The following is a 24,390-nucleotide window of genomic DNA, read 5'->3' as shown; positions in this document are numbered from 1 at the left end:
GAAGGTCCGGGCACGTGCGTCGGACCGGTTCGCCGCTCCCCCGCGGGACGCGTCACGCCTCCCAGGCGGGTGCGACGTGCGGCCACGGGTCCGCCGCCTCGAGCGCCGCGGCGAGGCCGAGGAGGAGCGCCTCCGACCCGACCTTCCCGCCGAGGTGGACGCCGAACGGGAGCTCGGGTCCGGCGTCGTCCACCCGTGCGCGGTGCAGCGGCACGGAGATCGCCGCGGCGCCGGTGATGTTCCAGGTGGAGGTCCACGGCGTGTACGCGCGCTGGTCGAGGAAGTCCTGCTGCGGGTCGTCGTCGTCGCGCATCGACCCCACCGGCGCCGGCGGGCCGGACAGGGTGGGGCTGAGCACCACGTCGACGTCGGCCCAGACCTGTGCGGTGCGGCGGGTGAGCAGGTGCATCGCCGTCACCGCGTTCGAGTACTCGACCCCGGTGACCGACGCACCCTGCTCCCGCAGGAACCGGGTGAGTGGGACGAGCAGCTCCTCCTGCTCCGGCTCGAGCGGCGCGGCCGCCGCGCCGGTGGCCCACACCGGCTGGAACGCCTCCCACTCCGCCACCCCGAACGGCACGCCGACGTCGACGACCTCGTGCCCCATCGCCTCGAGCAGCGCGATCGCGCGGTCGACCCCGGCGAGCGCCTCGCGGTGCACCTCGGTCGCGATCGAGATCGGCTCGCGCAGCACGCCGATGCGCAGCCGCTCCGGCGGGGTGTCGCAGGCGGCGAGGAAGGTACCGGCCTGCTCGGGCGCGCGATAGACATCGCCGGGCCGGGGAACGGCGAGGACATCGAGCAGCGCCGCCGTGTCGCGCACCGTGCGGGTGAGGACGCCGCTGCGGGTGAGCCCCACGCCGTCGGTCTGGTGCGGGCCGGACGAGATGCGACCCCGGGTCGGCAGCAGCCCGACCAGTCCGCAGGCGGCGGCCGGGATCCGGATCGACCCGCCGCCGTCGGAGCCCTGGGCCGCGGGGACGAGACCCGCCGCGACCGCCGCCCCGGCGCCGCCGGAGGAGCCGCCCGCCGACCGGGTCGTGTCCCAGGGCGTGCGGGCGGTCGGTCCGACGTCCGGCTCCGTGTACGGCGGCATGCCGAACTCGGGGGTGGTCGTCTTGCCGACCATCGTCGTGCCGGCGTCGGAGAGCAGGGTGACGATGCCGTCGTCGAGCGTGGCCACGTTGTCCGCGAACGCGGCCGAGCCCAGGCGCAAGGGCAGGCCGGCGACCTGGTTGAGGTCCTTGATGGGCACGGGGACGCCGAGGAACGGGGGCAGCGAGTCGGCGTCGGGCGAGCCGCCGGGTCCGGGCGAGGCCGAGGCGAGGACCTGCTCCGCGGCCGTCGCGTCCGCGAGCGCGCGGTCGGCGGCGACGTGGACGAACGCCCCCACCCGATGGTCGAGGGCCTCGATGCGGCGCAACGTGTGCTCGGCGACCTCGGTCGGCGAGACGTCGCCGGACCGGATCGCGGCGGCCAGGTCGAGGGCGGTCAGCTCGTGGATCTGGGCCATGACCCGAGACTACGGGCCGGGCAGAGGGACCGGTCGGGGCGGTCGGGTCGAGGGACCGACCGGGTCGTCCCAGGCCCCTTCTGTCGTGGGCCCACGGGGCGGTCGCCCGTCTCGGCAGGGAGGGCCCACGCGCCGTTCGTCGTCGTCGATCGCGCTTGACCCGGGCCCCCCGGGATGCGCAAGGATGGAGATCGGCCGTGCCACCCGGACGGTTGACGCGACTGGAAGGAGAGCACGTATGGGCATCTTCGACAAGGCCAAGGACGCAGTCTCCAGCGACAAGGGTGAGGAGTTCTCCGACAAGGGGCTCGACGCCGCAGGCAACGCCGCGGACAACGCCACCGGTGGGAAGTACTCCGACAAGATCGACAGCGCTCGCGAGGGCGCCGACGGCCGCATCGGCAACGAGGGCGCCGGCGAGAACTGAGCGCGACCGATCAGCACACTCTCGGGGAGCTAGCCCCCGACGCTCGACGGCCGGTCCCCCAGTCCGGGGGCCGGCCGTCGCTCTGTCTGCCGTGCGATCGCTCGGACCGCCGTCCGCGCGCCGACCCCGCCGTCCGCGCGCCGACCCCGCCGTCCGCGCGCCGACCGCACAGTGACACGCCGACCCGGTGAGGCGGCCCGGGCGACATCTCCGGCAGCGGTACCCATGTGACCTGCATGACGACGTGGTGGAATGTGCGCATGACTTCGACGGCCCAGGCCCAGCCCGACGACGCCCACGAGTGGCTCGAGGAGGTCGAGGGGGCCGACGCCCTCGCCTGGGTCGAGGAACGCAACGCCGAGGTCACCGAGGAGATCGCTTCGACGACGCGGTTCGACGAGATCCGGTCCGAGATCCTCGAGGTCCTCGACTCGACCGAGAAGATCCCGGCCGTGGTCCAGCGCGGCGAGCACCTCTACAACTACTGGATCGACGCCGAGCACCCCCGCGGCCTGTGGCGCCGCACCACCTGGGAGTCCTACCGCACGCGCGAGCCCGAGTGGGACGTCCTGCTCGACGTCGACGCACTCGGCGAGGCCGAGGGCGAGCAGTGGGTGTGGCACGGCGCGCGGGTGCGGCGCCCCGACTTCGACCGGGCCCTCGTCTCGCTCTCGAGGGGCGGCTCGGACGCTGACGTCGTGCGCGAGTTCGACCTCACCACCCGCGAGTTCGTCGAGGACGGCTTCCGGCTCGAGGAGTCCAAGGGCTTCGCCGCGTGGGGCGACGCGAGCGGGGACGTGCTGCTCGTCGGCCGCGACCTCGGCGAGGGCTCCCTCACCGAGTCCGGCTACCCCCGCACGGTGCGCCGCTGGGCGCGCGGCACCGACCTCGCGGACGCGCCCGAGCTGTTCGCCGGCGAGGTCTCGGACGTGGCCGTCGCGGCCTCGTACGACTCGACGCCCGGCTTCGAGCGCACCTTCGTCAGCCGCGCGGTCGGCTTCTTCGACGAGGAGATCCACCTCGAGCGCGAGGACGGCTCGCTCGTGCGCATCGACGTCCCGACCACCGCGTCCGTCGACGTCCACCGCGAGTGGCTGACGATCCTCCTGCGCGAGACCGGCAAGCTGCGCGGCACGATGTACCGCGCGGGCACGCTCCTCGGGGTCGACCTCGAGGAGTTCCTCGCCGGCGAGGGCACGATCTCCACGCTGTTCGTGCCGACGCCGACCACGGCGTTGTCGAGCTACGCCTGGACCCGGCACCACCTCGTGCTCAACGTCCTCGAGGACGTGACGAACCGACTCGAGCTGCGCACGCCGCCGCCCACCTCCGACGGCGAGTGGCTCGAGCGTCCGCTCGCCCTGTCCGCCGCCGGGTCGCCGCGCCTGGCCGTGTCCCGGATGGCGTCGATGTCGGTGGCCGCCGTCGACGAGCTCGAGTCCGACGACGTGTGGCTGACGACCGCCGACTTCCTCCAGCCCAGCTCGCTCAACCTCGTGCGGCTCTCCGGCGCGGGCCAGACCAAGGCCGTCGAGCCGTTGAAGATGATGCCGCAGTTCTTCGACGACGAGGACCTCGTCGTCGAGCAGTTCTTCGCCACCTCCGACGACGGCACCCAGGTCCCGTACTTCCAGGTCGGCAAGGCCGGGGTCGGCACGGCGGAGTGGCGGCGCGACGGCGGGAAGCCGCAGCCCACCCTGCTCTACGGGTACGGCGGCTTCGAGATCTCCCTGCTGCCGTCCTACTCGGGCTCCGTGGGTCGGGCCTGGCTCGAGCGCGGCGGCGTGTACGTCGTGGCCAACATCCGCGGCGGCGGCGAGTACGGGCCGCGCTGGCACCGCACCGCCCTCACCCACCGGCGACACCGCGCATACCAGGACTTCGCCGCCGTGGCCGACGACCTCGTCAACCGCCAGGTCACCGACCCCGCGCACCTGGGCATCCAGGGCGGGTCGAACGGCGGCCTGCTCATGGGCGTCATGCTCACTCTCTACCCGGAGAAGTTCGGCGCCGTCGTCGCGCAGGTCCCGCTCCTCGACATGAAGCGGTTCTCGCACCTGCTCGCCGGCGCCTCGTGGGTGGCCGAGTACGGCGACCCCGACGACCCGCAGCAGTGGTCCTTCATCAAGACCTTCTCGCCGTACCACCTGTTCGACGCCGACAAGGACTACCCCCCGCTGCTGCTGACGACCTCGACCCGCGACGACCGCGTGCACCCCGGCCACGCCCGCAAGATGGCGGCCCAGATGCTCGAGGCCGGCAAGGACGTCCGCTCCTACGAGAACATCGAGGGCGGCCACGGGGGCGCAGCGACGAACGCCCAGCGCGCCTACCTCCAGGCGCTGGCGTACGAGTTCCTCTGGCAGCAGCTCGGCGACTGACCGCGCAGCTTCCTTCGTCTCCTTCGTCGAGATTGCGGTTCGTCGTCGTCGAGATTGCGGTTCGTCGTCGTCGAGACTGCGGTTTGTCGTCGTCGAGATTGCGGTTTGTCGTCGTCGAGATTGCGGTTCGTCGTCGTCGAGATTGCGGTTGGGAGCTCCGCCTCGCTCGTGTCGAGAGTGCGGCTCAGCACCGCCGGACAGGTCGGCACACGGTCGAGGTTGCGGTTCGTCGGCGTCGTCGCCGAGGTTGGGTTGCGTCGCACCAACCGCAATCTCGGCGTGCACCAACCGCAATCTCGATGAACGGTGCGCTGCGCAGATCAGCGGTTCCAGCGGTTCTGCCGCGCCTTGATCCAGGCGAAGAGGCCGGTGAGACCGATCGCGAACCCCGCGAGGAGGCCGAGGATCCCGACGACGAGGGGCGCCCCCATCACCGACCAGCCGCCGAGCGACGGTGACTGCGTGATGCCGAGGTCCGCGCCGCCGGCGTCGCAGTCGACGTCGTAGGTCCCGTCCGAGCCCGCGGCGAAGCTGCCGAGGCTGACCTCGCGCGAGCCCCCGCCGGCCTGGAAGACCTCCTCGAGCTCGATGTCGAGCGAGGAGCCGTCGGGGCCGGTGACGACGCACTGCCCCGTCGTGCCCCGCTCGCCGACGATGAGATACGTGCTCTCCCCCGCCAGCTCGTGGCGGCCGGTGCCGACGGGCGACGCCGCGTCGACGGCCTCGCGCACGACGCCCGTCGCCGAGTTCGTCCCCCAGGCCAGGGCGAACGCCGGGACGAGCGCGCCGACGAGGACGCCGACGATCATCCAGAGGACCGCCGCGCGGGTCGTGGTCGGGCGAATCCGCCTCGGCGCGGGGCCGGTGCCGCGGTCGTCGGCGGACGGGTGTTCGGCGTCGTCGGGGACTCGCGCAGCTTCGAGGGACTGGTCTGGCTCCGGCTCGGCGTCGTCGGGGCCTCGCGCGTCGTCGAGGGACTGGTCTGGCTCCGGCTCGGCGTCGTCGGGGCCTCGCGCGTCGTCGCGGGACGGGTCGGGCTCCGGCTCGGGGTCGCGGACCGGCTCGGCGTCGGGGTCCGGCTGCTCACCGGGCGCGGATGTCACCCGCCCAGTGTGCCAAGGGTTCGGACCGCCGACGCCGACCGGCCGTCCTCAGCCGCACTCTCGACGACGAACGGCCGCCTCAGCCTCACTCTCGACCGTTGGTGGGGCTCCCAACCGCAATCTCGACGACAACGAACCGCAATCTCGACGGAAGGGGGTGGGGCTAGGCCGCACTCCCGACGTCGTGGAGGTGGTGGCGGATGTCGTGCAGCAGGTACTGGGCGAGGGTGCGCACGGTGAACGCGGCGCCGTCGGAGCGGTAGCCGGGGCGCTCCCACGCGGCCTCGGGCACGGCGCCGAACACGATGCCGGTCTCCTCCGCCCGCTCGGCGAACGTGCGCGCGACCTCGCCCGGGTCGCGCGCGAGGTAGTTGCCGTCGACGGCAGCGCGGTCCTGGTCCCAGTCGGCGAACGTCGGGCCGTCGCCGCCGCGGATGAGCGCGAGCCGGGTCGACATGACGTCGAGGACGTCGGCCGAGTGGGCGCCGTACTCGAGGGGCGACCAGGTCGAGTCGTCCGGGCGGTCGGCGACGGCGTCGCGACGCAGCACCTCGGCCCAGCGACGGGCGGCGTCGGCGAGCTCGGACGCGACGTCGGCGGGCGTGAACGCGGAGGACTCCGTCCCGCACTCCTCGCAGCGCCTCGTGAGGACCCAGGTCCAGTCCTTCGTCTCCGGCTCGATCACGGTGATCCTCCCTCTCGCGGCGCGGTCACCGGCCACGCTACGCCGCACGCCCCGACGAGAGGAGGGGAAGGTGCACGAGACCAGGTGACACCACCCCTGGTCTCGCCACCCTCACCTGATCTCGAGCCGGTGAGGAGCGCCGCACCATCGCCGGACCAGGATCTGAGACCGAGTCCGGGAGCCGCACGGGACCAGACACACGTTCCTAGGGTCGGAGCATGTCCGAATCACCGCGTCCCGACGCGAGCGAGCCGACCACCACCACCGAGCGCCGCCGTCGGGAGTTCCCGCACGTCCTCGTGGTCCTCGTGGCCCTGGGTCTCCTCGCGGCGATCCTCAGCTACCTCGTCCCGGCCGGCCTCTACGACCGCGTGCCCGGGCCGGACGGGCGGGAGGTCGTCGACCCGGACAGCTTCCGGCGGGTCGACGCGGACCCCGTCTCGGCGATGCAGCTCCTCACGGCGTTCCCGCGCGGCCTCATCGACGCGGGGCAGATCGTCTTCTTCGTGTTCACCGTCGGCGGCATGTTCGAGGTGGTCCGCCGGACCGGGCTCATCGACACGGTGCTCTCGTGGGTGGCCCGCGTGTTCGCGAACCGCGGGGCGCTCGTCATCCCGGCGCTCATGGTGCCGTTCTCGCTGGTGGCCAGCTTCATCGGCGTCCCCGAGCTCAGCCTCGTCTACATCCCCGCGATCCTCCCGCTCATGCTCGCGCTCGGGTACGACCGCATCGTGGCCGCCGCCGTCGCCCTGCTCGGGACCGGCGCCGGTTTCGCCGCGGGCTTCCTCAACCCGATCAACACCGGGCTCGGCCAGCAGATCACCGGCCTCGAGCCGTTCTCCGGCATCGGGCTGCGCATCGTCCTCTACGTCGTCCTCATCACGACGGCCTGCCTCTACGTCACCTGGTACGCGCGCCGGGTGGCGAAGGACCCGAGCCGCTCGCTGCTGACCGCGGAGCAGCGCGCCGACGGCAAGGACGTCGTCCTCGACACGACCCAGCACCACGCCTTCACCGGCCGCCAGGTCGCTGCCGGCATCGCGTTCCTCGCGCTGGCCGGCCTGCTGATCTGGGGGATCATCGCGCAGGGCTGGTTCTTCCCCGAGATGGCGGGCATGTGGATCGTCATCGCCCTCGTGGTCGGGCTGGTCGGCGGGCTACGTCCGAGCGAGGTCGCGAACGGGTTCGAGCAGGGGATGCGGGACGTGCTCTCGGGGGCGATCGTCGTCGGCGTCGCGCGCGGTGTGGCGATCCTGCTCGAGGACGGTCAGATCCTCGACTCGATCGTCCACGGGCTCGAGGTGGTCGGCGTCCTGCCGCCCGTGCTGTTCGTCGTCGGCATGTTCGTCGTCCAGGCGTTCTTCAACCTCATCGTGCCCTCGGGCTCGGGGCAGGCGCTCGTCACGCTGCCGGTCCTCGGACCGCTGTCCGACATCCTCGGCGTCTCGCGGCAGAGCGCGGTGCTCGCGTACCAGCTCGGCGACGGCCTGACCAACGTGGTCTACCCGATGTCCGGCTACTTCATGGCCTCGCTCGTGGTGGCCCGCGTGCCGTACAACAAGTGGCTGCGCTTCTACGCGCCGCTGCTGGGGATCTGGGCGCTCGTCGCCGTCGGGTTCCTCGTCTACGCCCAGCTCACCGGCTGGAGCTGACGCAGGTCACGGCGTCAGCGCCCGTACCGGGAGCCCTGCCACAGGACGAGCGCCCCGGTCTCGCGCCGTTCCCCGCGCACGCGCCTCCCGCGCGGACCCGCCACGACGACGCCGGTCGGGCTCGCCGTGAACACCCGGCTGCCGGGCTCGACGCGCGCGCGGAGCGACTCCAGCTCGGCGGTCACGCGGTCGAGCTCGTCGCGCAGGCGGAGGACCTGCTGGATGCCCGCGAGGTTGACGCCCTCGTCCTGGGACAGCCGCTGGACCTCCCGCAGCCGCGCGACGTCCCGCAGCGAGTAGCGGCGCCCGCGCCCCGGGGTGCGGTGCGGCTCGACGAGCCCGAGCCGGTCGTACTGGCGCAACGTCTGCGGGTGCATGCCGGCGAGCTCGGCCGCGACCGAGATGGTGAGGACGGCGGAGTCGGGCCCGATCTGGTCCTCCGCCCGCACCCGGGCACGGCCGCGCCCGCGACCCGCCCCTGCCCGGGCCGCGCTCATCGGGCGGCCTGCTCGAAGAGGAACTCGCGCGGGCTCGCGTCACCGTTCGCGGCGGCGAACTCCTCGACCGCCTTCCGCGCCGCTGCGCTCAGCCGCGAGGGGACCACCACGTTGACCGTGACCATGAGGTCGCCCGGCGCACCCTTGGCGCGCTGGACGCCGTGCTTGCGCACGCGCAGCGTCCGGCCCGACGGCGTCCCCGCCGGCACCTTGACGCGCACCGGGTCGCCGTCGAGCGTCGGCACCTCGATCGTGGCCCCGAGCGCGGCCTCGTCGAACGTCACGGGCACCGTCACGCGGAGGTTGGCGCCGTCGAGCGTGAACACCGGGTGCGGCGTGACCTCGACCGTGATGATGAGGTCGCCCGCGGGAGCCCCGCCGGAGCCGGGGCGCCCCTTGCCGGAGATCTTGATCTTCTGGCCGTCGCGCACGCCCGGCGGGATGCGGGTGGTGACGCTGCGCCCGTCCACGGTCAGCTCGACCGTCGACCCGTCGACCGCCTGCCGGAACGGCAGCGTGGTGGTGGCAAGGACGTCCTGGCCGCGCTGCGCCCGACGCCGCGAGCCGAAGCCCGACGGCGCCGCCGACCCGAACATCGAGCTGAGGATGTCGTCGAACCCGGGGGCGTCCCCCGCCGACGCGTAGGACTGCCCGCGCCCGCCGGCACCGAAGCCGGAGGAGAAGACGTCCTCGAAGCCCGAGGCCCCCGCGCTCCCGCCGGGGCCGCCGGAGAACCGGGGCCGCCCGCCGGCCATGGCCCGCAGCGCGTCGTACTCGCTGCGGTCCTTGGGGTCCGAGAGCACGTCGTAGGCCTCGCCGACCTTCTTGAAGGTCTCCTCGGCCTTGGTGTCACCGGGGTTCTGGTCGGGGTGGTACTTCCGCGCGAGCTTCCGGTACGCCTTCTTGATCGTGTCGGCGTCGGCGTCCTTGGACACGCCGAGCACCTGGTAGAAGTCCTTCTCCAGCCAGTCCTGCCCTGCCATCACTCACCACCTCCCTCGTCCCAGCTCCACCTGTGGTCCTCCCGCCGCGGGTTCGCACGCATCCGCGGGTTCGTTGCGCTCCGCGAGCGCGTGCCCGTGGGCGGGTACATGCCCCGCCGCGAGCGCGTGCCCGTGGGCGCCACATCGCTGCGGCGCCCACGGGCATCGTCGGCCGTCCTCACGCGGGCGAGTGCACCGCCACGCGGGCGGCCCGCACGACCTTCTCGCCGATGCGGTAGCCCGGCTGGAGGACCTGGTCGATCGTCGTGACCTCGACCTCCGCGCTGTCGGTGCTCATGAGCGCCTCGTGCACGGTGGGGTCGAACTCCTCCCCGACGGCGCCGAACCGCTCGAGCCCGAACCGCTGCTGGAGCGTCTGCTCGAGCTTGTCGGCGATCGAGGCGAACGGCCCGGTGAGGTCGTCGTGCTGCCGCGCGAGCGCGACGTCGTCGAGGACGCCGAACAGCGACTCGACGACGGACTCGACGCCGGCCTGCCGGTGGCCCGAGGCCTCCGTGCGGGAGCGCCGCACGAACGCCGCGTACTCCTGCTCGACGTTGTAGAGGTCCGCCTTGCGGCGCGCGACCTGGTCCTGCAGGTCGAGGACCTCGGCCTGCGCCTGGGCCAGCGGGTCGGCGTCACCGGCGGAACCGGCGTCCCCGGCATCGCCGGCGCCATCAGGCGAGCCGGCGGCACCTGCCGCCCCGGCGTCGGGCCCGCCTGCGCCCTGCGCGGCCGGAGCCTCCCCCGGGACCTGGCCCGCGCCGTCGGGCCCCGGGACGCTCGCCGCGTCGTCGGGACCGGCAGCCGCACCCGGACCGGAACCCGGCTCGGGCGCCGCACCGGCGCCGCCCGCCGCGGGCGGACGCACCCGGCCGGTCTCGGGGTCGATGCGCCGACGGTCGTTGACCACCGGCTCCTCCCGCGGTCGGTCGGGCTGCTCGGTCACTTCTTGTCCTCCTCGTCGTCGACGATCTCGGCGTCGACCACGTCCTCGTCGGAACCGGACCCGGAACCCTCGCCGGCCCCGGCATCGGTCGCACCGGCGTCACCGAAGTTCGGCTGGTCCTGCGCGCCGACGTCCTCGGCGCCCTGCGCGGCGTAGAGCGCCTCGCCGATCTTCATGGCCTTCGTGTTGAGGTCGTTCTGGGCCGTCTTGATGGCCTCGACGTCCTCACCCTCGAGCGCCTTCTTCAGCTCGTCGACGGACGCCTGGATCTCGGAGGAGACGTCCTCGGGGAGCTTGTCGGCGTTGTCGGTCAGCTGCTTCTCCACCGAGTAGACCTGCTGCTCGGCGGTGTTGCGGGTGTCGGCCTCCTCGCGACGCTTGGCGTCGTCGGCGGCGTGGGCCTCGGCCTCCTTGATCATGCGGTCGATCTCGTCCTTGGGCAGGGCGGAGCCGCCGGTGATCGTCATCGACTGCTCGGTGCCGGTGCCCTTGTCCTTGGCGGACACGTGAACGATGCCGTTGGCGTCGATGTCGAACGCGACCTCGACCTGCGGCATGCCGCGGGGCGCCGGCGCGATGCCGGTGAGCTCGAACGTGCCGAGCGGCTTGTTGTCCCGCGCGAACTCGCGCTCGCCCTGGAAGACCTGGATGAGCACCGAGGGCTGGTTGTCCTCGGCCGTGGAGAAGACCTCGGACCGCTTGGTCGGGATCGCCGTGTTGCGCTCGATGAGCTTGGTCATCACGCCACCCTTGGTCTCGATGCCGAGGGAGAGCGGGGTGACGTCGATGAGCAGGACGTCCTTGCGGTCGCCCTTGATGACACCGGCCTGGAGGGCGGCGCCGACGGCGACGACCTCGTCCGGGTTGACGCCCTTGTTGGGCTCGCGGCCACCGGTGAGCGACTTGACGACCTCGGTGACGGCCGGCATGCGGGTCGAGCCGCCGACGAGAACCACGTGGTCGATCTCGGAGAGCTGGATCCCGGCGTCGCGGATGACGTTCTCGAACGGCGCCTTGGTGCGGTCGAGGAGGTCCTTGGTCATGTCCTCGAACTTGGCGCGCGTGAGCTGCTCGTCGAGGTGGATCGGCCCCTCGGGGGTCATCGACAGGTACTGCAGCGAGATGTTCGTCGACGTGGCCGAGGAGAGCTCCTTCTTGGCCTGCTCCGCGGCGTCCTTGAGGCGCTGGAGCGCGATCTTGTCCTTGGACAGGTCGGGGCCGCCGCGGCCCTTGACCGTGTCGACGAGCCAGCTGACGACGCGCTGGTCCCAGTCGTCGCCGCCGAGGCGGTTGTCGCCGGAGGTCGCGCGGACCTGGATCGTGGAGAAGTCGTCCTCGTCCTTGCCCACCTCGAGCAGGGAGACGTCGAACGTGCCGCCGCCGAGGTCGAAGACGAGGATGAGCTCGTCCTCCTTGCCCTTCTCCAGGCCGTAGGCGAGGGCGGCCGCGGTGGGCTCGTTGACGATGCGCAGGACGTTGAGGCCGGCGATCTGGCCGGCGTCCTTCGTGGCCTGGCGCTCGGCGTCGTTGAAGTACGCCGGCACGGTGACGACCGCGTCGGTGACGGGCTCGCCGAGGTAGGACTCGGCGTCCTTCTTCAGCTTGCCGAGGATGCGCGCCGAGATCTCGGGCGCCGAGTAGGACTTGTCCTCGATGTCGACCGACCAGTCGGTGCCCATGTGGCGCTTGACCGACGAGATCGTGCGGTCGACGTTGGTGACGGCCTGACGCTTGGCGATCTCGCCGACGAGGACCTCGCCGGACTTGCTGAACGCGACGACGGACGGCGTGGTGCGCGCGCCCTCGGCGTTCGCGATGACGGTGGGCTCGCCGCCCTCGAGGACGGAGACGACGGAGTTCGTGGTGCCGAGGTCGATCCCGACTGCTCGTGCCATAAGAGGTGCTCCTTGGTGGTCACGCCGGCGACGCGACCGGGGCGGCCGCGACTCCCGACTGGGTCTTGAGTCGTATGCACTCAACCTTGCACCGTGCGCGGTTCCGCTGTCCAGCCGCGCGGGTGTGAAGTTGAGTCTGCATGGCTCAACCTTGGCGCTGCGGGATCCATTCCCTCGCCCGCCCCTCGGTGTCGAGATTGCGGTTCGTCGTCGTCGAGATTGCGGTTCGTCGTCGTCGAGATTGCGGTTCGTCGTCGAGATCGCAGGTGAGGCCCACCGCGCCCAGGACCGGGAGCCGCCGCAGCCTCGCCACACACGAGCATCAGCCGAGTCGCCCCGTCGCAGCGCTACTGTCAGTGCCTACGGATACCGTCGGCCCTTCCATCCCCGAAGGAGCCCACGCCATGACCCAGGTCGTCGTCAGCCACCTGAATGCCGTCGAGGCGAACGCGCGGCGCGACGCGATCCTCAGCCGTGTCGGCGAGGACGAGGACGCGTTCCGGACGCGCGCGTCCGAGTACCTCCTCTCGGCCGAGGAGCTGGCGCTGTTCGACGAGCTCGAGAGCCTCGACTTCCTCCTGTCGAGGTGACGTCCGACGACCTGGTCCGCCAGGCCCAGGCGTTCGCCACAGACATCTCCGACACCGTCCGGTCGCTCGCACCGGACGCCGCACCCTTCACCGCCGTGGCCCTCGAGAACCGGGTGACCGTTGAACAGGCTCCCGCGACCGGGATACCGCTGAACGTCGACGGCGGTCGCCTCCTCACCCTCAAGGTGAAGTTCCACTGCGAGCTCGACTCGTCAGCGACGTTCCTCGCGGTCGAGCATTCGAGCTTCGCGGTATACGCCGGTGAGCGGGCCTCCGGCGAGCCCCTGTTCCGCTAAGACTACGTCCGTCATCCGAAGTCCGAGATGCCGGGCGCCCACCTGCAGGTGCACGCCCATCGCGACGCTGCTACCTACGTCATGTCCCAGGCCGGGACGTCCACGATGCGCGGCAAACGTCGCGCCGCGGCCACCGAGGTCCCGAAGCTCGCGGAGCTGCACTTTCCACTCGGCGGTCACCGCTTCCGCCCGTGCCTCCAGGACCTGCTCGAGATGCTCGTCTCGGAGCTCGGCGTCGACGTGTCCCCCGAGGGGCGCGAGTCTCTTCGCCGAGGTCGCGAACGTTGGCGACGCCAGCAGACTCGTTCCGTCGTCCGCGACGCCCCGGACGAGGCCGTGGCGATCCTCGACGAGCTGGGCTATCGCATCACCGCACCCGATCCTGCGCCACCGACGAACACGTCGCGGCTTCAAGCACTGTGACCAACGGCGGGTCGAGCAAGCACACCGACACCTTCGGGTAGGGCGACAATCGCCCGACGACGACGAACCCCGCGTCGACCACCCTGGAGGCAACGTGCAGCACGTGCTGGCGGCGACGGTGCCGGTGTTCCTCGTCGTCGCGCTCGGTTACGTGCTCACGCGCATCGGGATGTTCCGGCGCGAGGACGCGAGCGTGCTCTCGCGGTTCGTCGTCAAGGTGGCGCTCCCGCTGCTCATCTTCGCCAACCTCGCCGGCCGCTCCCCCGCCGAGGTCTTCCACGCCGCCTACCTGCTCACCTACGCCCTCGCCGCGCTGGTGATGTTCGGCCTCGCGGCCCTCTACGGCCGTGCCCGCGGTCGCGACCGGGTGCGCACGGTGTTCATGGGCACCGGGATGGCAGGGACGAACAACGGGTTCATCGGGTTCCCCGTCTTCCTCCTGCTGTTCACGGAGCAGGCGGGAGCCGCCGTCGGGATGGGGATGATCGTCGACAACGCGCTCATCATCCCGCTCACCCTCCTCCTGGCCGAGCGGGCCACGGGCACGGGCACGGTGAGGGACCGGCTCGTCGCGACCGTCCGCGGCGTCCTCCTGCACCCGATGGTCGTCGCGATCGTCGCCGCGCTCGCGCTCAGCGCCGCCGGGCTCGAGGTGCCGTCCGCGCTGGGCAACGGCGTCGACCTCCTCGCGGGGGCGTCGACCGGGGTGGCGCTGTTCGCCGTCGGCGGGATGTTCGTCGGCCTACGGATCCGCGGGGCGCTCGGCGACGTGCTCGCCACCGTGGTCGGGAAGCTCGCGGTGATGCCGGCGATCGCCGTCGGGCTGCTCCTGGCGTTCGACGCCGCCGGACTGCCCTCGCTGCCGGACGAACTGCGGGCCGCCGCCGTGCTCATGTGCGCGCTGCCGACCTACTCGGTGCTGCCGGCGCTCGCCGAGCAGTACGGGGAGACCGACGTGCCGACGGCGACGATGATGCTCCAGACCGCGTGCTCGTTCCTCACGCTGACGGGCTGGATGCTCGCCCTGTCCGCTGCCGGGTGGATGTAGCCGGCTGTACGCAGGCGAGCGGAGGGCCGATCAGGTGCCGGGTGCGACGACGGCAAGACCGGCAGCCCCGGCGGCATCGACAAGTCGGTGGTCGTAGGCGACGAACGAGCCGAGCGCATTCCCGAGCACCAGTGCTGACGCGAGGTGCAGGGCGTCGAGCGTGCGCAGCATCGGCACACCGAGGTCGCACGCGAGATCCTGAACGTCACGGCCGAGAGGGACCAGATCGAGGTCACCGACCACGAGCCGGGCCTCGGCGAGGGCCAGATCGCCCGCCCTCCGCGCCGCCCTGAGGACCTCGACCCTTCCCAGCTCGCTCGTCACCAGGAGGTCGTCCGGACGCGCGCCCATCCATTCGACCAGAGCATCGGTCTCGGCCTCACGACGCACGAGCTTCATGAGCGCCGACGAGTCGAGGTAGATCACAGGAGCTCCTGCCGTTCGACGTCGAGCAGCTCCTGGTTCGTCGGCCCGCCGTTCGCGATCGACAAGGGCCGGGGGGTTCGCGCACGACCGCTCGGGCTGCCTGCCGGCCGGAGGTGGCCGGAGGCCACCAGTCGATCCCGTGCGGTCACGGCTCCAGACGGCGGGGTGAGGAGCGCGACAAGCTCGCCTCGTTCGGTGACCTCGACCGTCGATCCGGACTTGACGAGCGCCAGGTAGCGCGACGCGTTCTGTCGCAGCTCGCGGACACCGATACGTTCCATCCCCACACGGTAGCACTTCATGTGCTACACGTCGACCGGCAGGCGCGGCCCTCGCGGCGACACGACCGCGACCATGAGTGCGTCAGATGCTGCCGTCAGGGACCGACGAGCTCGAGGAACGCCGTCGTCGCCGGGGCGGGGTTGAAGTCGCTCCACGCGAGGTGCTCGACCCGGACCGGGCCGTCCGTCACCTCGACCGTGACCGTGCGCCGATCGGCCGGGACGACGGCGGGCGGGAGCAGCGCCACCGCGAGCCCCTCCGCCACGAGCCCGAGGATGAGCTCCGAGCCCATCGACTCGAAGGTCACCGACCGCGCGAGGCCGGCCGCCTCGAACGCCAGGTCGCTCTGGGCCCGCCCGGGCGAGCCCTCGCCGAAGTCGGCGAACGTCTCGCCCTCGAGGTCCGCCAGTCGGATCCGACGACGACGAGCGAGGCGATGCGTCGCCGGCAGGACGGCGACGAGCCGGTCCCGCGTGAGCTCGCGCGAGGCGACCCCGGCCGGCGGCGTCCGCTCGGACAGGCCGAGGACGGCGACGTCGAGCTCCCCGGCCCGGATCGCCGCGACGTGCCGGTCACTGTCCCCGCCCCGCACCGTGACCCGGACGGCGGGGTGCGCGTCGTGAAGGCGGCGCAGCGTGGCGGGCACGTCGAGGGCGGTGACGGTGGGGATGAGGCCGATCCGCAGCGTGCCCCGCACCTCCCCGGCGGCCGCCGAAGCCTGCGCCGCCGCACGCTCGGCCGCCTCGAGGCTCGCCCGGGCGGCGGGGAGGAATGCCTCGCCGGCGGCCGTGAGCTCGACCCGGCGGCTCGTGCGGGCGAACAGCCGGACGCCGAGCTCCTTCTCGAGCGCGGCCACCTGGTGGCTGAGCGCCGACTGGACGACGAAGCACTGCGCCGCCGCGCGCGTGAAGTTCCGCGTCTCGGCGACGGCGAGGACGTAGCGCAGCTGCTGGAGCTCCATCCATCCATCATGCTGCGCGATCGTTCCCATGACAACGATGTGTTGGACCGATCGCCGGTCGGAGGCGGAAGGTAAGGACATGACGATCCAGCCGACGACGACGCCCACCCGCGGCGTCACCCCACCGGTGTCCGCGCCGGCCACGACCTCTCCTCCGGCACCGCACGGCGCCCGGCGCGCGGGCCTCCTGCTCGCGACCGCCGTCGCGCCCGCCGTCTGGGGGACCACGTACATCGTGACGACCGAGCTGCTGCCGCCGGACCACCCGGTCTTCGCCGGCCTCATGCGCGCCCTGCCCGCGGGACTCCTCGGCCTGCTCGTCGCGCGGCAGCTCCCCAGCGGCGACTGGTGGTGGCGCGCCGCGGTCCTCGGCACGCTCAACATCGGGATCTTCTTCCCGCTCCTGTTCGTCGCGGCCGAGCGGCTGCCGGGCGGCGTCGCCGCGACACTCGGGGCCACGCAACCCCTGCTCGTCGCCCTCCTTGCGGCTGCGCTGCTTCCCGAGCGGCTCTCCGCATGGCGGCTCACATGGGGCGTGACCGGCGTCGTCGGGGTGGGTCTCGTCGTCCTCGGACCGGGAGCAGGGCTGGATCTCGTCGGGGTGGTCGCCGGGATCGCGGGCGCCGCCTCGATGGGCACCGGGGTCGTGCTCACCAAGCGGTGGGGGCGGCCGGCGGGGGTGAGCGCGGTTGGCCTCGCGTCGTGGCAGCTGACCGCCGGCGGGCTCGTGCTCCTCGTCCCCGCGCTGGTGATCGACGGCGTTCCCACCCACGTCGACGCCGGGGGCGTGGCGGGCTACCTCTGGCTCGGCCTCGTCGGCGGGCTGCTCGCCTACACGCTGTGGTTCCGCGGCATCGGGCGGCTCCCGGTCGCTCCGACCGCCCTGCTCGGGCTGCTCTCACCGCTCGTCGCGGCCTCGCTCGGCGCGCTCCTCGCGGGCGAGTCGCTGAACGGGGTCCAGCTCGTCGGGTTCGCCGTGGCTCTCGCTGCCCTGGCGACGGGGCAGCTCTCGCCGCGGACACGTCGTGGCCGGCCGGGGCCGGAGGCGCCGGAGCCTCCGCAACAGCCGGAGCCGCCGGAGCACCCACACGCGGACGCGGACCGCGAGGAGGTGGTCGCGCCGTGAGGATCCTCGTCATCGGCGCTACCGGCATGGTGGGCACGCGGATCGTCGCCGAGGCCGCCGCGCGTGGGCATCACGTCACCGCGGCCGCCCGGACGCCGGGCCGGCACCGCCACACCCACGGCGCGCACGTTCCCGGCGCGGACGTCCTCGGCACGCACGTCCACGCTGCACTCGATCCCGGCACGCACGTCCACCAACCGACAGGAACCGTCGAGCCCCTCGCGCTCGACGCCGCCGCGACCGACCAGGTGGCGGACGCCCTCGGCGGGGCGGACGCGGCGGTCCTAACCGTGCGCGCTCCCGCGGGCCGACCCGGCGCGATCGTGCCCGTGACCGAGGCCGTGCTCGACGCCGCAGGGCGCCGGGGCGCGCGACTCCTCGTCGTCGGCGGGGCGGGTCCGCTGCGATCACCCCGCGGCGCGGACCGGGTCGTGGTCGACGACCCCGCGTACGTCCCGGCGCAGTGGCGCGAGATCGCCGGCGCGAGCGTCACCCAGCTCGATATCTGCGAGCGGCACGCGAACCGCGACTGGGTCTACCTCAGCCCCCCGGCCGTCCTCGAGCCCGGCGAGCGCACCGGCTCCTACCGTCGCGGCACGACGACACTGCTCACCGATGCCGACGGCGTCTCCCGGATCTCCGCCGAGGACCTCGCCGCGGCAGTTGTCGACGAGCTCGAACACCCGGGCCACGACAGGCACGTCACGGTCGCCGAGACCTGAGCGGCCAACCACCGTCAGCCGTCAGCCATCAACCGTCAGCCGTCAGTCCCTGACAGGCTCCCCCACCCGGATGCCCTCGTCGGCGAGAACCGCCCGCGCACGGCCGATCCGCCGGTCCTCGGAGAACGCCATCCAGCGCTCGACCAGTCCCTCCTTCTCGATGAGGTCCCGGAACCGGCGGAAGGCACCGGACCCGTCGATCGCCCGCTCGAGCCGATCCTGAACCTCGGACCCGCCCTCGCGCCCCGCCTGCGCCTCGGCGAAGGCCGCCATGTCCTGCCAGGCGGCCCGCTTCTCGACCGGCTCGACCTCGAGGTACCGGTCCGGGTCGGACTCGACGTCGATCGCCACGTCGTCGCCGACGACTCCGTCGTCCGCCTCGAAGGCGTGGAACACCGCGCCGGTCTCCAGGTCGACGTAACCGGCCTCGGAGGACTCGGGGTCCTCGTGCATGACCTCGGCCAGCGTCGCGAGGTCGACCGGGAGTAGTCGGTCACCCAGCGGCTCCTGCCTCAGCAGGGCGAGCAGGTCGTCCGCCAGCACGCGGTCCCCCTCGAAGTCACGCACGCCGAGCCGGTTGACGATCGCCAGCGCGAGCCCCTCCACGGCCCCGCGATCATCGACGAGCGCCCACGGGAGTCCGGCGCCCACCTGCTGGAGCGCGTCGTCGACGTCGCGGCCGAGGACCGCGTCGAGGAACCACTGCGCATCCCGCGCCGCGACGGCTGCACGCACCTCGCGGAGATCGAGCCCCGGCGCCCGGTCCGCCGGCGGCCACTCCCCCGCGAGCATCGGGTCCGCCTGCGGCGGTCGCCGCGGCACCCGGCCCTCACCGTCGTCGCCCCACCACCGGCGGCCGTGCTGGTCCGGGAGCGTGCCCCAGCCCCGGAACGCCACGGGGCGCTTCGGCCGCAGCCCGAGCACCTCGTCGGGATCGACCTTCACCCCCACCACGCACCGGTGCACCCAGCCGTCGCCGAGGTCGAACTCGAACCTCATCTCGTCGCCCGTGCCCACGACCTTCGCCACCTTGGTGGCACCGGAGTCGAGCCCGCCGACGAGCGGCCCCGCCATCGAGCTCACCGCCTCGTCGACGGTCTCCGGGTCGGAGACCACCCGCCCGTCCTCGAGCGTGAAGACCGACAGGTGCGCGAGGTCCCAGCGCCCGAAGGCGTCGTTGATCGCGTCGGCGAGCGCCTCGAACGTGTGGGACGGCCCGACGGCGAACACCCGCCCCGGCTGTGGCCAGAGCTCCTCCCACCGCCCGCCGAGGAGCTCGACCGTCACCGTCAGCCATGTGCGCGCCATGGCTCCAGCGTGGCACGGGCCGGTGCACAGCAGTCGCGAAAACCCCTTGCCACCCGACTGAACACGCGTATAGCGTGCTGAACATGAGTTCAACGTCCGAGGATCTCAGCACCCGGGCCCGCCTCCGGGACACCGCGATCCGGCGGTTCGCCGCCCACGGCTTCGACGCGTCCCTGCGCAGCATCGCGGCCGACGCCGGCGTCAGCGCGGGCCTGATCCTCCACCACTTCGGCTCGCGGGCCGGCCTGCGCGAGGCGTGCGACGACCACGTCCTGGCGCGGATCCGGGACAGCAAGACCGAGATCCTCCGGGGCGACGTCGGGTTCGCGACCGCGCTCGCCCAGATGGCCGAGCTCGACGGCTATCTCGAGCTCGTCGCCTACGTCCTCCGCGCCATGCAGACCGGCGGAGCCCTCACCGACCACTTCCTCGACGCCCTCGTGACCAGCTCCGAGACGTACCTCGCCGACGCCGTCCGGGACGGGATCGCGCGGCCGAGCCGGAGCCCGAGCCGTCGCGCGCGCGCCCTGTCCGTCATGTCCCTCGGCGCCCTGCTCCTCGAGCTGCCCGGGCACCGTGACGAGTGGGACCTCGACGAGATGCCCGACATGCTGCGCAGCTACACCGACCGGATGGTCCTCCCGCTGCTCGAGATCTACACCGAGCCGCTGCTCACCAACTCCACCCTGCTCGACGCGTACCTCGACTCCCCGGAGGGCAGGCGTGCCGTCGCCGACGACGCGCCACCTCCACCCCCGCACGACGACGCCACCCCCGGCGCCCCACCCACCGGCGCACCCGACACACCGGCCGGCGACGCCGACCCCTCCGACACCGCACCTCCCACCTCCGACCACAGGAGCACCGCATGACCACGCACGCGATCGAGGTCGCCGACCTCGTCAAGACCTTCGGCCCCACCCGCGCGCTCGACGGCTTCGAGCTCACCGTCCCGACGGGCCAGGTCACCGGCTTCCTCGGCCCGAACGGCGCCGGGAAGTCCACCACCATCCGCGTCCTGCTCGGCATGCTGCGCGCCGACTCGGGCCGAGCGACCGTCCTCGGGCAGGACCCCTGGACCGACTCCGTCGCCGTCCACCGCCGCCTCGCCTACGTCCCCGGCGACACGAGCCTGTGGCCGAACCTCACCGGCGGCGAGGCGATCGACGTCTTCACCCGCCTGCACGGCGGGACCGCCGACCGGAGGCGCCGCGACGAGCTCATCGAGCGCTTCGAGCTCGACCCCACGAAGAAGTCCCGCACCTACTCCAAGGGCAACCGGCAGAAGGTCGCCCTCGTCTCGGCCCTCGCCTCCGACTCCGAGCTCTTCCTCCTCGACGAGCCGACCTCCGGCCTCGACCCCCTGATGGAGGCCGTCTTCACCGACGAGGTGCGCAAGCTCCGCGAGGACGGCCGCACCGTCCTGCTCTCGAGCCACATCCTCGGCGAGGTCGAGAAGCTGTGCGACACGGTGACGATCATCCGGGCCGGCCGCGCGGTCGAGTCCGGGACGCTCGCCGAGATGCGCCACCTCACGCGCTCGACCGTCTCCGCGACCACCGCCCACCCGGCCGAGGCGTTCGCGCGCATCGACGGCGTCCACGACCTCGTCGCCGAGGACGGCCGGCTCACGTTCGACATCGACAACACTCGCATCAACGAGGTCCTGCGCGTGCTCGCGGACGCCGGCGTCGAGAACCTCACCATCACCCCGCCCTCGCTGGAGGAGCTCTTCATGCGGCACTACGGCGACGACGTGAGCGAGGCCGCCTGATGACCACCACCGCCCCGGCCCGCACCGACGCGCCCCGCCCTCACCCACGGACCGACCACCCGCCCGACGGCGGCTCGCACCTCACGGGGACGGGCACCCTCGTCCGGCTCAACCTGCGACTCGACCGCGTCCGCATCGCGGTGTGGACGTTCGCCGTCGGGCTCGTCGTCCTCGGCTCGATCTACTCCCTGGAGGAGGCCTTCCCCACCCAGGAGTCCCTCCAGGGCCGCGCCGATCTCATGTCGAGCCCGGCCGCGGTCATCATGAGCGGCCCGGCGTTCGCGCTCGACAACTACACGTTCGGCGCGATGGTCGCGAACGAGCTCGTCCTGTACGTGCTCCTCGCGGCGAGCATCATGTCGATCCTCCTCGCGGTGCGGCACACCCGCGCCGAGGAGGAGTCGGGCCGGCTCGAGCTCGTCCGCTCGCTGCCCGTGGGCCGGTTCGCCGCCCCGACGGCGTCGGTCGTCACGGTCGCGATCGCCAACGTCCTCGTCGGCGCCGCCGTGACGGTCGGGCTGCTCGTGCCCGGCATGGCCGTCGCCGACTCGGTCGCGCTCGGGGTCGCCACCGCCCTGACCGGCATGGTCTTCGCGGCGATCGCCACCGTCATCGCCCAGACCACCGAGCACGCCGCCGGCGCGAGCGGGCTCTCCTCCGCCGTCCTCGCGGTCGCGTTCCTCGTCCGCGGCATCGGCGACGTCATCGAGCCCACCGGCTCGTGGCTCTCGTGGTTCTCGCCGCTCGCGTGGGCGCAGCAGACCCGCCTGTTCGTCGACCTGCGCTGGTGGCCGCTCGCGGTCTCCGCGGCCGCCGTCGTCGTCCTCTACGTCGTTGCGGTCGGCCTCGCGAGGCGCCGCGACCTCGGTGCCGGGCTGCGCCGCCCCTCCCCCGGTCCCGCCACCGCGGCGCGCTCCCTGCTCTCCCCCGCCGGCCTCGCCGAGCGGCTCGGGCGCGGCTCGGTCGTCGCGTGGGGCGTGGGGACGTTCCTCTTCGCCGTCGCCATGGGGTCCCTCGCCGGATCCATCGACGGGATGCTGGACGACAACCCCACCCTGCAGAGCTGGATCGAGATGGAGGGCACGGACATGACCGCGCAGTTCGCGGGCATCGTCCTCACGATCACGCTCGTCGCCCCGATGGTCCTCGCCGTCTCGGGCGTGCTCAGGCTCAAGGCCGAGGAGTCCTCGGGCCGGGCCGAGCAGGTGATCGTCACCGGCAGCTCGCGCACCGGGTTCCTCGCGGGCTGGCTCACGACGGTGGCGCTGCAGACCGTCCTGCTCACGCTGGTCGCGGGCCTCGGCACGGGGATCGGCGTGGCACTCGGCGTCGGCGAGGCCGGCCGGGTCGGCGAGCTCGTCATCGCCGCGCTCGTCTACCTGCCGGCGATCGCCGTCATCGCGGGACTCGCGGTCGCCACCTACGGCCTCGCGCCGCGGCTCACGGTGCTCGCGTGGCTGCTCGTCGTGTGGACGTCGCTCGTGCTCTTCCTCGGCGGGCTGCTCGACATCCCGGACTGGGCGCTCGCGATCTCGCCGTTCGACAGCACGCCGGCCCTCCCGGCGGAGGACCTCGAGATCGTCCCGCTCGTCGCGCTGTCGGTCATCGCGGCGGTGCTCGTCGTCGTCGGGCTCCTCGGTTTCCGACGCCGGGACATCGCCTCGCGCTGACCCGACCGGCGTGACGAATGGGGGGATTGCGGCGCCTCTGGGCCCCGAAACAGGCCGCTTTCCCCCCAACGGTGGCGCGCTCAGCCGTTGCCCCGCCGCACGGACGACGCTCGCCCGCGGCAGCCGCCCCCTAGGCTGCGGCCATGGACACGGAGCGGCTGAGCTTCACCACCACCATCGGGGTCGACGTCAAGGGCGAGACGTGGAGCTGCGTCGAGATCCCGGGCTCGGCGGAGTTCTTCGGCACCGGCCGGACGGTCCGGGTGGACGCCACGGTCGACGACGTCGTGCTGGAGAACGTGGGCGCGATGGTCACCGGGACCGGCGGCCACATGGTCTCCCTCAACGCCAAGGTCCGGAAGGCCCTCGGCAAGGGCGTCGGCGACGAGGTCGCGGTCACCGTCACGAAGCGGTAGCGGGCCGCCCCGGCCCCGCCTACGCGGCCGTCTCCGGCTCGAGCGCCCTTGCGAGGTCCGCCCAGATGTCCTCGACGTCCTCCACGCCCACGCTCATCCGCACGAGCCCGGTGCGGGTGCCCTCGTTCCACCGGTTGCGCCGCTCGGCGGTGGTCTCGACGCCGCCGAGCGAGGTCGCCATGACGACGAGCTCGGTGCGCGCGAGCACCCGGTCGGCCGCGTCCTCGCTCGCCAGGCAGAACGACACGACGGCGCCGAACCCGCCCATCGTGCGGGCGGCGAGCGCGTGTCCGGGGTCGTCAGGCAGCCCGGGGTAGGCGACCGACGTGACCGCGGGGTGGGCCGCGAGCCGCTCCGCGACGACCTGGGCGTTGGCCTCCGCCTGGTCGAGCCGCAGGGCGAGCGTGCGCAGCCCCCGCAGGGCGAGGAACGTCTCCATGCCGCCGGGGAAGCCGCCGTGCAGCGACCGCTGCCGGACGATCGGGGCGAGCGCGTCGGCGTCGCGCGCGACCACCGCGCCCATCATGAGGTCGGAGTGCCCGCCGATGTACTTGGTCGCCGAGTGCAGCACGTAGGTGGCGCCGAGCTCGAGGGGGCGCAGGCGCAGCGGGGTGGCGAAGGTCGAGTCGACGGCGACCGGTACGCCGCGCTCGGCGGCGATCGCGGCGAGGGCCTCGACGTCGAGGATCTCGAGCAGCGGGTTGCTCGGGGTCTCGAGCCACAGCAGCGCCGGCGCTCCGTCGGAAGCCGCGGCGTCGAGGGCGGCGGCGACGGCCCCGTGGTCGGTCGCGTCGACGCGGACGTCGCGCAGGCGGCCGAGCGCCGTGAGGTCGGCGAGCAGGGACCGGACGCCGTGGTAGATCGTCGAGCCGCTGACGACGTGGGTGCCGACGGGCATCGTCTCGACGATCGCCGCCGCCGCGGCCATGCCGGTGGCGAAGGTGACGGCGTGGCCGCCGTCGAGTGAGCCGAGGGCCGTCTCGAGGGCGACGGTGCCGTCCGTGCCGAACCGCGCGTAGTCGGTGCCGCCCTCCTGGAACGTCGAGGCCAGCGACGGCGGGACGTTGAGCGGGGCGCCGGTGCCGGAGGGGCGGCCGAGCGCGACGGCGCGGGTGCGGGCGGACCAGGTGTCGTTCACCCGGCCAGGTTAGGTCGGGAGGAACGACGGACACTCGGCTGTCTCCCCGATGGTCCGGATGTCGGCGCCGGACCGTACCCCGCGACGACGCACACCGACGACCGCAGAGACGCCGAGCCGCGCTC

Annotated in this window: 25 protein-coding genes; 13 read left to right on the top strand and 12 right to left on the bottom strand. The window is 72.8% G+C overall.

Annotated elements, in window-relative coordinates:
- Positions 1 to 52: 52 nt before the first annotated feature.
- Entirely contained in the window at positions 53 to 1,513 is a 1,461-nt protein-coding gene (locus tag ACPYO6_RS13900) for an amidase (protein WP_425715352.1), read from the bottom strand.
- Between the two features lie 238 nt (positions 1,514 to 1,751).
- On the opposite strand from ACPYO6_RS13900, the gene ACPYO6_RS13895 reads away from it, so the two are divergent.
- Both ACPYO6_RS13895 and ACPYO6_RS13890 read left to right on the top strand, forming a co-directional pair.
- On the top strand, positions 1,752 to 1,940 hold the full coding sequence (locus ACPYO6_RS13895; protein WP_425715351.1) for an antitoxin: 189 nt from the start codon (positions 1,752 to 1,754) through the stop codon (positions 1,938 to 1,940).
- Positions 1,941 to 2,200: 260 nt separating this feature from the next.
- Positions 2,201 to 4,321 (top strand): prolyl oligopeptidase family serine peptidase, encoded by a 2,121-nt coding sequence (locus ACPYO6_RS13890; protein WP_425715350.1) that lies wholly within the window; start codon positions 2,201 to 2,203, stop codon positions 4,319 to 4,321.
- Between the two features lie 320 nt (positions 4,322 to 4,641).
- Here ACPYO6_RS13890 and ACPYO6_RS13885 read toward each other — a convergent pair whose 3' ends face one another.
- On the bottom strand, positions 4,642 to 5,424 hold the full coding sequence (locus ACPYO6_RS13885) for a hypothetical protein (RefSeq protein ID WP_425715349.1): 783 nt from the start codon (positions 5,422 to 5,424) through the stop codon (positions 4,642 to 4,644).
- Between the two features lie 163 nt (positions 5,425 to 5,587).
- Positions 5,588 to 6,109: a DinB family protein gene (locus ACPYO6_RS13880; RefSeq protein WP_425715348.1), complete on the bottom strand. Its 522-nt coding sequence runs from the start codon at positions 6,107 to 6,109 to the stop codon at positions 5,588 to 5,590.
- 218 nt (positions 6,110 to 6,327) lie between these two features.
- On the opposite strand from ACPYO6_RS13880, the gene ACPYO6_RS13875 reads away from it, so the two are divergent.
- On the top strand, positions 6,328 to 7,761 hold the full coding sequence (locus ACPYO6_RS13875; RefSeq protein WP_425715347.1) for a YfcC family protein: 1,434 nt from the start codon (positions 6,328 to 6,330) through the stop codon (positions 7,759 to 7,761).
- A gap of 14 nt (positions 7,762 to 7,775) precedes the next feature.
- On the opposite strand, the gene ACPYO6_RS13870 is transcribed toward ACPYO6_RS13875, so the two are convergent.
- From ACPYO6_RS13870 to dnaK, 4 genes are all read right to left on the bottom strand, one after another.
- On the bottom strand, positions 7,776 to 8,258 hold the full coding sequence (locus ACPYO6_RS13870) for a heat shock protein transcriptional repressor HspR (RefSeq protein WP_425715346.1): 483 nt from the start codon (positions 8,256 to 8,258) through the stop codon (positions 7,776 to 7,778).
- Positions 8,255 to 9,241, bottom strand: coding sequence for a DnaJ C-terminal domain-containing protein (locus tag ACPYO6_RS13865; RefSeq protein ID WP_425715345.1), 987 nt, complete (start codon positions 9,239 to 9,241; stop codon positions 8,255 to 8,257). The genes ACPYO6_RS13870 and ACPYO6_RS13865 overlap by 4 nt, the downstream gene beginning before the upstream one ends.
- Positions 9,242 to 9,419: 178 nt before the next feature.
- A complete protein-coding gene (locus ACPYO6_RS13860) occupies positions 9,420 to 10,190 on the bottom strand; it encodes a nucleotide exchange factor GrpE (protein WP_425715344.1) in 771 nt (256 codons plus the stop codon).
- The gene (gene dnaK, locus ACPYO6_RS13855; RefSeq protein WP_425715343.1) at positions 10,187 to 12,085 is read right to left on the bottom strand and encodes a molecular chaperone DnaK; all 1,899 of its coding nucleotides are present in this window, start codon (positions 12,083 to 12,085) and stop codon (positions 10,187 to 10,189) included. Before dnaK ends, ACPYO6_RS13860 begins: the two co-directional genes overlap by 4 nt.
- A gap of 404 nt (positions 12,086 to 12,489) precedes the next feature.
- Here dnaK and ACPYO6_RS13850 point away from each other — a divergent pair, with 404 nt between their 5' ends.
- The 4 genes from ACPYO6_RS13850 (at position 12,490) to ACPYO6_RS13835 (ending at position 14,442) form a co-directional block, all read left to right on the top strand.
- A complete protein-coding gene (locus ACPYO6_RS13850) occupies positions 12,490 to 12,675 on the top strand; it encodes a hypothetical protein (protein ID WP_425715342.1) in 186 nt (61 codons plus the stop codon).
- Positions 12,672 to 12,971, top strand: a complete 300-nt coding sequence (locus ACPYO6_RS13845; protein WP_425715341.1) for a hypothetical protein — start codon at positions 12,672 to 12,674, stop codon at positions 12,969 to 12,971. Before ACPYO6_RS13850 ends, ACPYO6_RS13845 begins: the two co-directional genes overlap by 4 nt.
- Before the next feature lie 27 nt (positions 12,972 to 12,998).
- A complete protein-coding gene (locus ACPYO6_RS13840) occupies positions 12,999 to 13,394 on the top strand; it encodes a hypothetical protein (RefSeq protein WP_425715340.1) in 396 nt (131 codons plus the stop codon).
- 94 nt (positions 13,395 to 13,488) lie between these two features.
- On the top strand, positions 13,489 to 14,442 hold the full coding sequence (locus ACPYO6_RS13835; RefSeq protein ID WP_425715339.1) for an AEC family transporter: 954 nt from the start codon (positions 13,489 to 13,491) through the stop codon (positions 14,440 to 14,442).
- A gap of 30 nt (positions 14,443 to 14,472) precedes the next feature.
- Here the strand turns inward: ACPYO6_RS13835 and ACPYO6_RS13830 are convergent, their stop codons facing one another.
- The 3 genes from ACPYO6_RS13830 to ACPYO6_RS13820 all read right to left on the bottom strand — a co-directional run bounded on the left by ACPYO6_RS13830 (position 14,473) and on the right by ACPYO6_RS13820 (position 16,111).
- Positions 14,473 to 14,868 (bottom strand): type II toxin-antitoxin system VapC family toxin, encoded by a 396-nt coding sequence (locus ACPYO6_RS13830; RefSeq protein WP_425715338.1) that lies wholly within the window; start codon positions 14,866 to 14,868, stop codon positions 14,473 to 14,475.
- On the bottom strand, positions 14,865 to 15,149 hold the full coding sequence (locus tag ACPYO6_RS13825; protein ID WP_425715337.1) for a type II toxin-antitoxin system Phd/YefM family antitoxin: 285 nt from the start codon (positions 15,147 to 15,149) through the stop codon (positions 14,865 to 14,867). The genes ACPYO6_RS13830 and ACPYO6_RS13825 overlap by 4 nt, the downstream gene beginning before the upstream one ends.
- A 95-nt stretch (positions 15,150 to 15,244) precedes the next feature.
- Positions 15,245 to 16,111, bottom strand: a complete 867-nt coding sequence (locus ACPYO6_RS13820; RefSeq protein WP_425715336.1) for a LysR family transcriptional regulator — start codon at positions 16,109 to 16,111, stop codon at positions 15,245 to 15,247.
- A gap of 79 nt (positions 16,112 to 16,190) precedes the next feature.
- On the opposite strand from ACPYO6_RS13820, the gene ACPYO6_RS13815 reads away from it, so the two are divergent.
- Entirely contained in the window at positions 16,191 to 17,237 is a 1,047-nt protein-coding gene (locus ACPYO6_RS13815; protein WP_425715335.1) for an EamA family transporter, read from the top strand.
- Positions 17,234 to 17,959 carry an NAD(P)-dependent oxidoreductase gene (locus ACPYO6_RS13810; RefSeq protein ID WP_425715334.1) on the top strand — a complete coding sequence of 242 codons (726 nt, stop codon included), beginning with the start codon at positions 17,234 to 17,236 and terminating at the stop codon, positions 17,957 to 17,959. The genes ACPYO6_RS13815 and ACPYO6_RS13810 overlap by 4 nt, the downstream gene beginning before the upstream one ends.
- 42 nt (positions 17,960 to 18,001) lie before the next feature.
- On the opposite strand, the gene ACPYO6_RS13805 is transcribed toward ACPYO6_RS13810, so the two are convergent.
- Positions 18,002 to 19,267, bottom strand: a complete 1,266-nt coding sequence (locus ACPYO6_RS13805) for an IS1096 element passenger TnpR family protein (protein ID WP_425715333.1) — start codon at positions 19,265 to 19,267, stop codon at positions 18,002 to 18,004.
- Between the two features lie 83 nt (positions 19,268 to 19,350).
- Here ACPYO6_RS13805 and ACPYO6_RS13800 point away from each other — a divergent pair, with 83 nt between their 5' ends.
- The 4 genes from ACPYO6_RS13800 to ACPYO6_RS13785 all read left to right on the top strand — a co-directional run bounded on the left by ACPYO6_RS13800 (position 19,351) and on the right by ACPYO6_RS13785 (position 23,127).
- Positions 19,351 to 20,139: a TetR family transcriptional regulator gene (locus ACPYO6_RS13800; RefSeq protein ID WP_425715332.1), complete on the top strand. Its 789-nt coding sequence runs from the start codon at positions 19,351 to 19,353 to the stop codon at positions 20,137 to 20,139.
- A complete protein-coding gene (locus ACPYO6_RS13795) occupies positions 20,136 to 21,041 on the top strand; it encodes an ATP-binding cassette domain-containing protein (protein ID WP_425715331.1) in 906 nt (301 codons plus the stop codon). The genes ACPYO6_RS13800 and ACPYO6_RS13795 overlap by 4 nt, the downstream gene beginning before the upstream one ends.
- Positions 21,041 to 22,711, top strand: coding sequence for an ABC transporter permease (locus ACPYO6_RS13790; protein ID WP_425715330.1), 1,671 nt, complete (start codon positions 21,041 to 21,043; stop codon positions 22,709 to 22,711). Before ACPYO6_RS13795 ends, ACPYO6_RS13790 begins: the two co-directional genes overlap by 1 nt.
- 143 nt (positions 22,712 to 22,854) lie before the next feature.
- On the top strand, positions 22,855 to 23,127 hold the full coding sequence (locus ACPYO6_RS13785; RefSeq protein WP_425715329.1) for a DUF1905 domain-containing protein: 273 nt from the start codon (positions 22,855 to 22,857) through the stop codon (positions 23,125 to 23,127).
- A 19-nt stretch (positions 23,128 to 23,146) separates the two neighbouring features.
- On the opposite strand, the gene ACPYO6_RS13780 is transcribed toward ACPYO6_RS13785, so the two are convergent.
- Positions 23,147 to 24,265, bottom strand: a complete 1,119-nt coding sequence (locus tag ACPYO6_RS13780) for a trans-sulfuration enzyme family protein (RefSeq protein WP_425715328.1) — start codon at positions 24,263 to 24,265, stop codon at positions 23,147 to 23,149.
- Between the last annotated feature and the right edge of the window lie 125 nt (positions 24,266 to 24,390).

The organism is Georgenia sp. Z1344 (genome assembly GCF_049856295.1).
GTDB lineage: Bacteria > Actinomycetota > Actinomycetes > Actinomycetales > Actinomycetaceae > JB111.
This window is presented reverse-complemented; position numbering and strand designations above follow the sequence as displayed.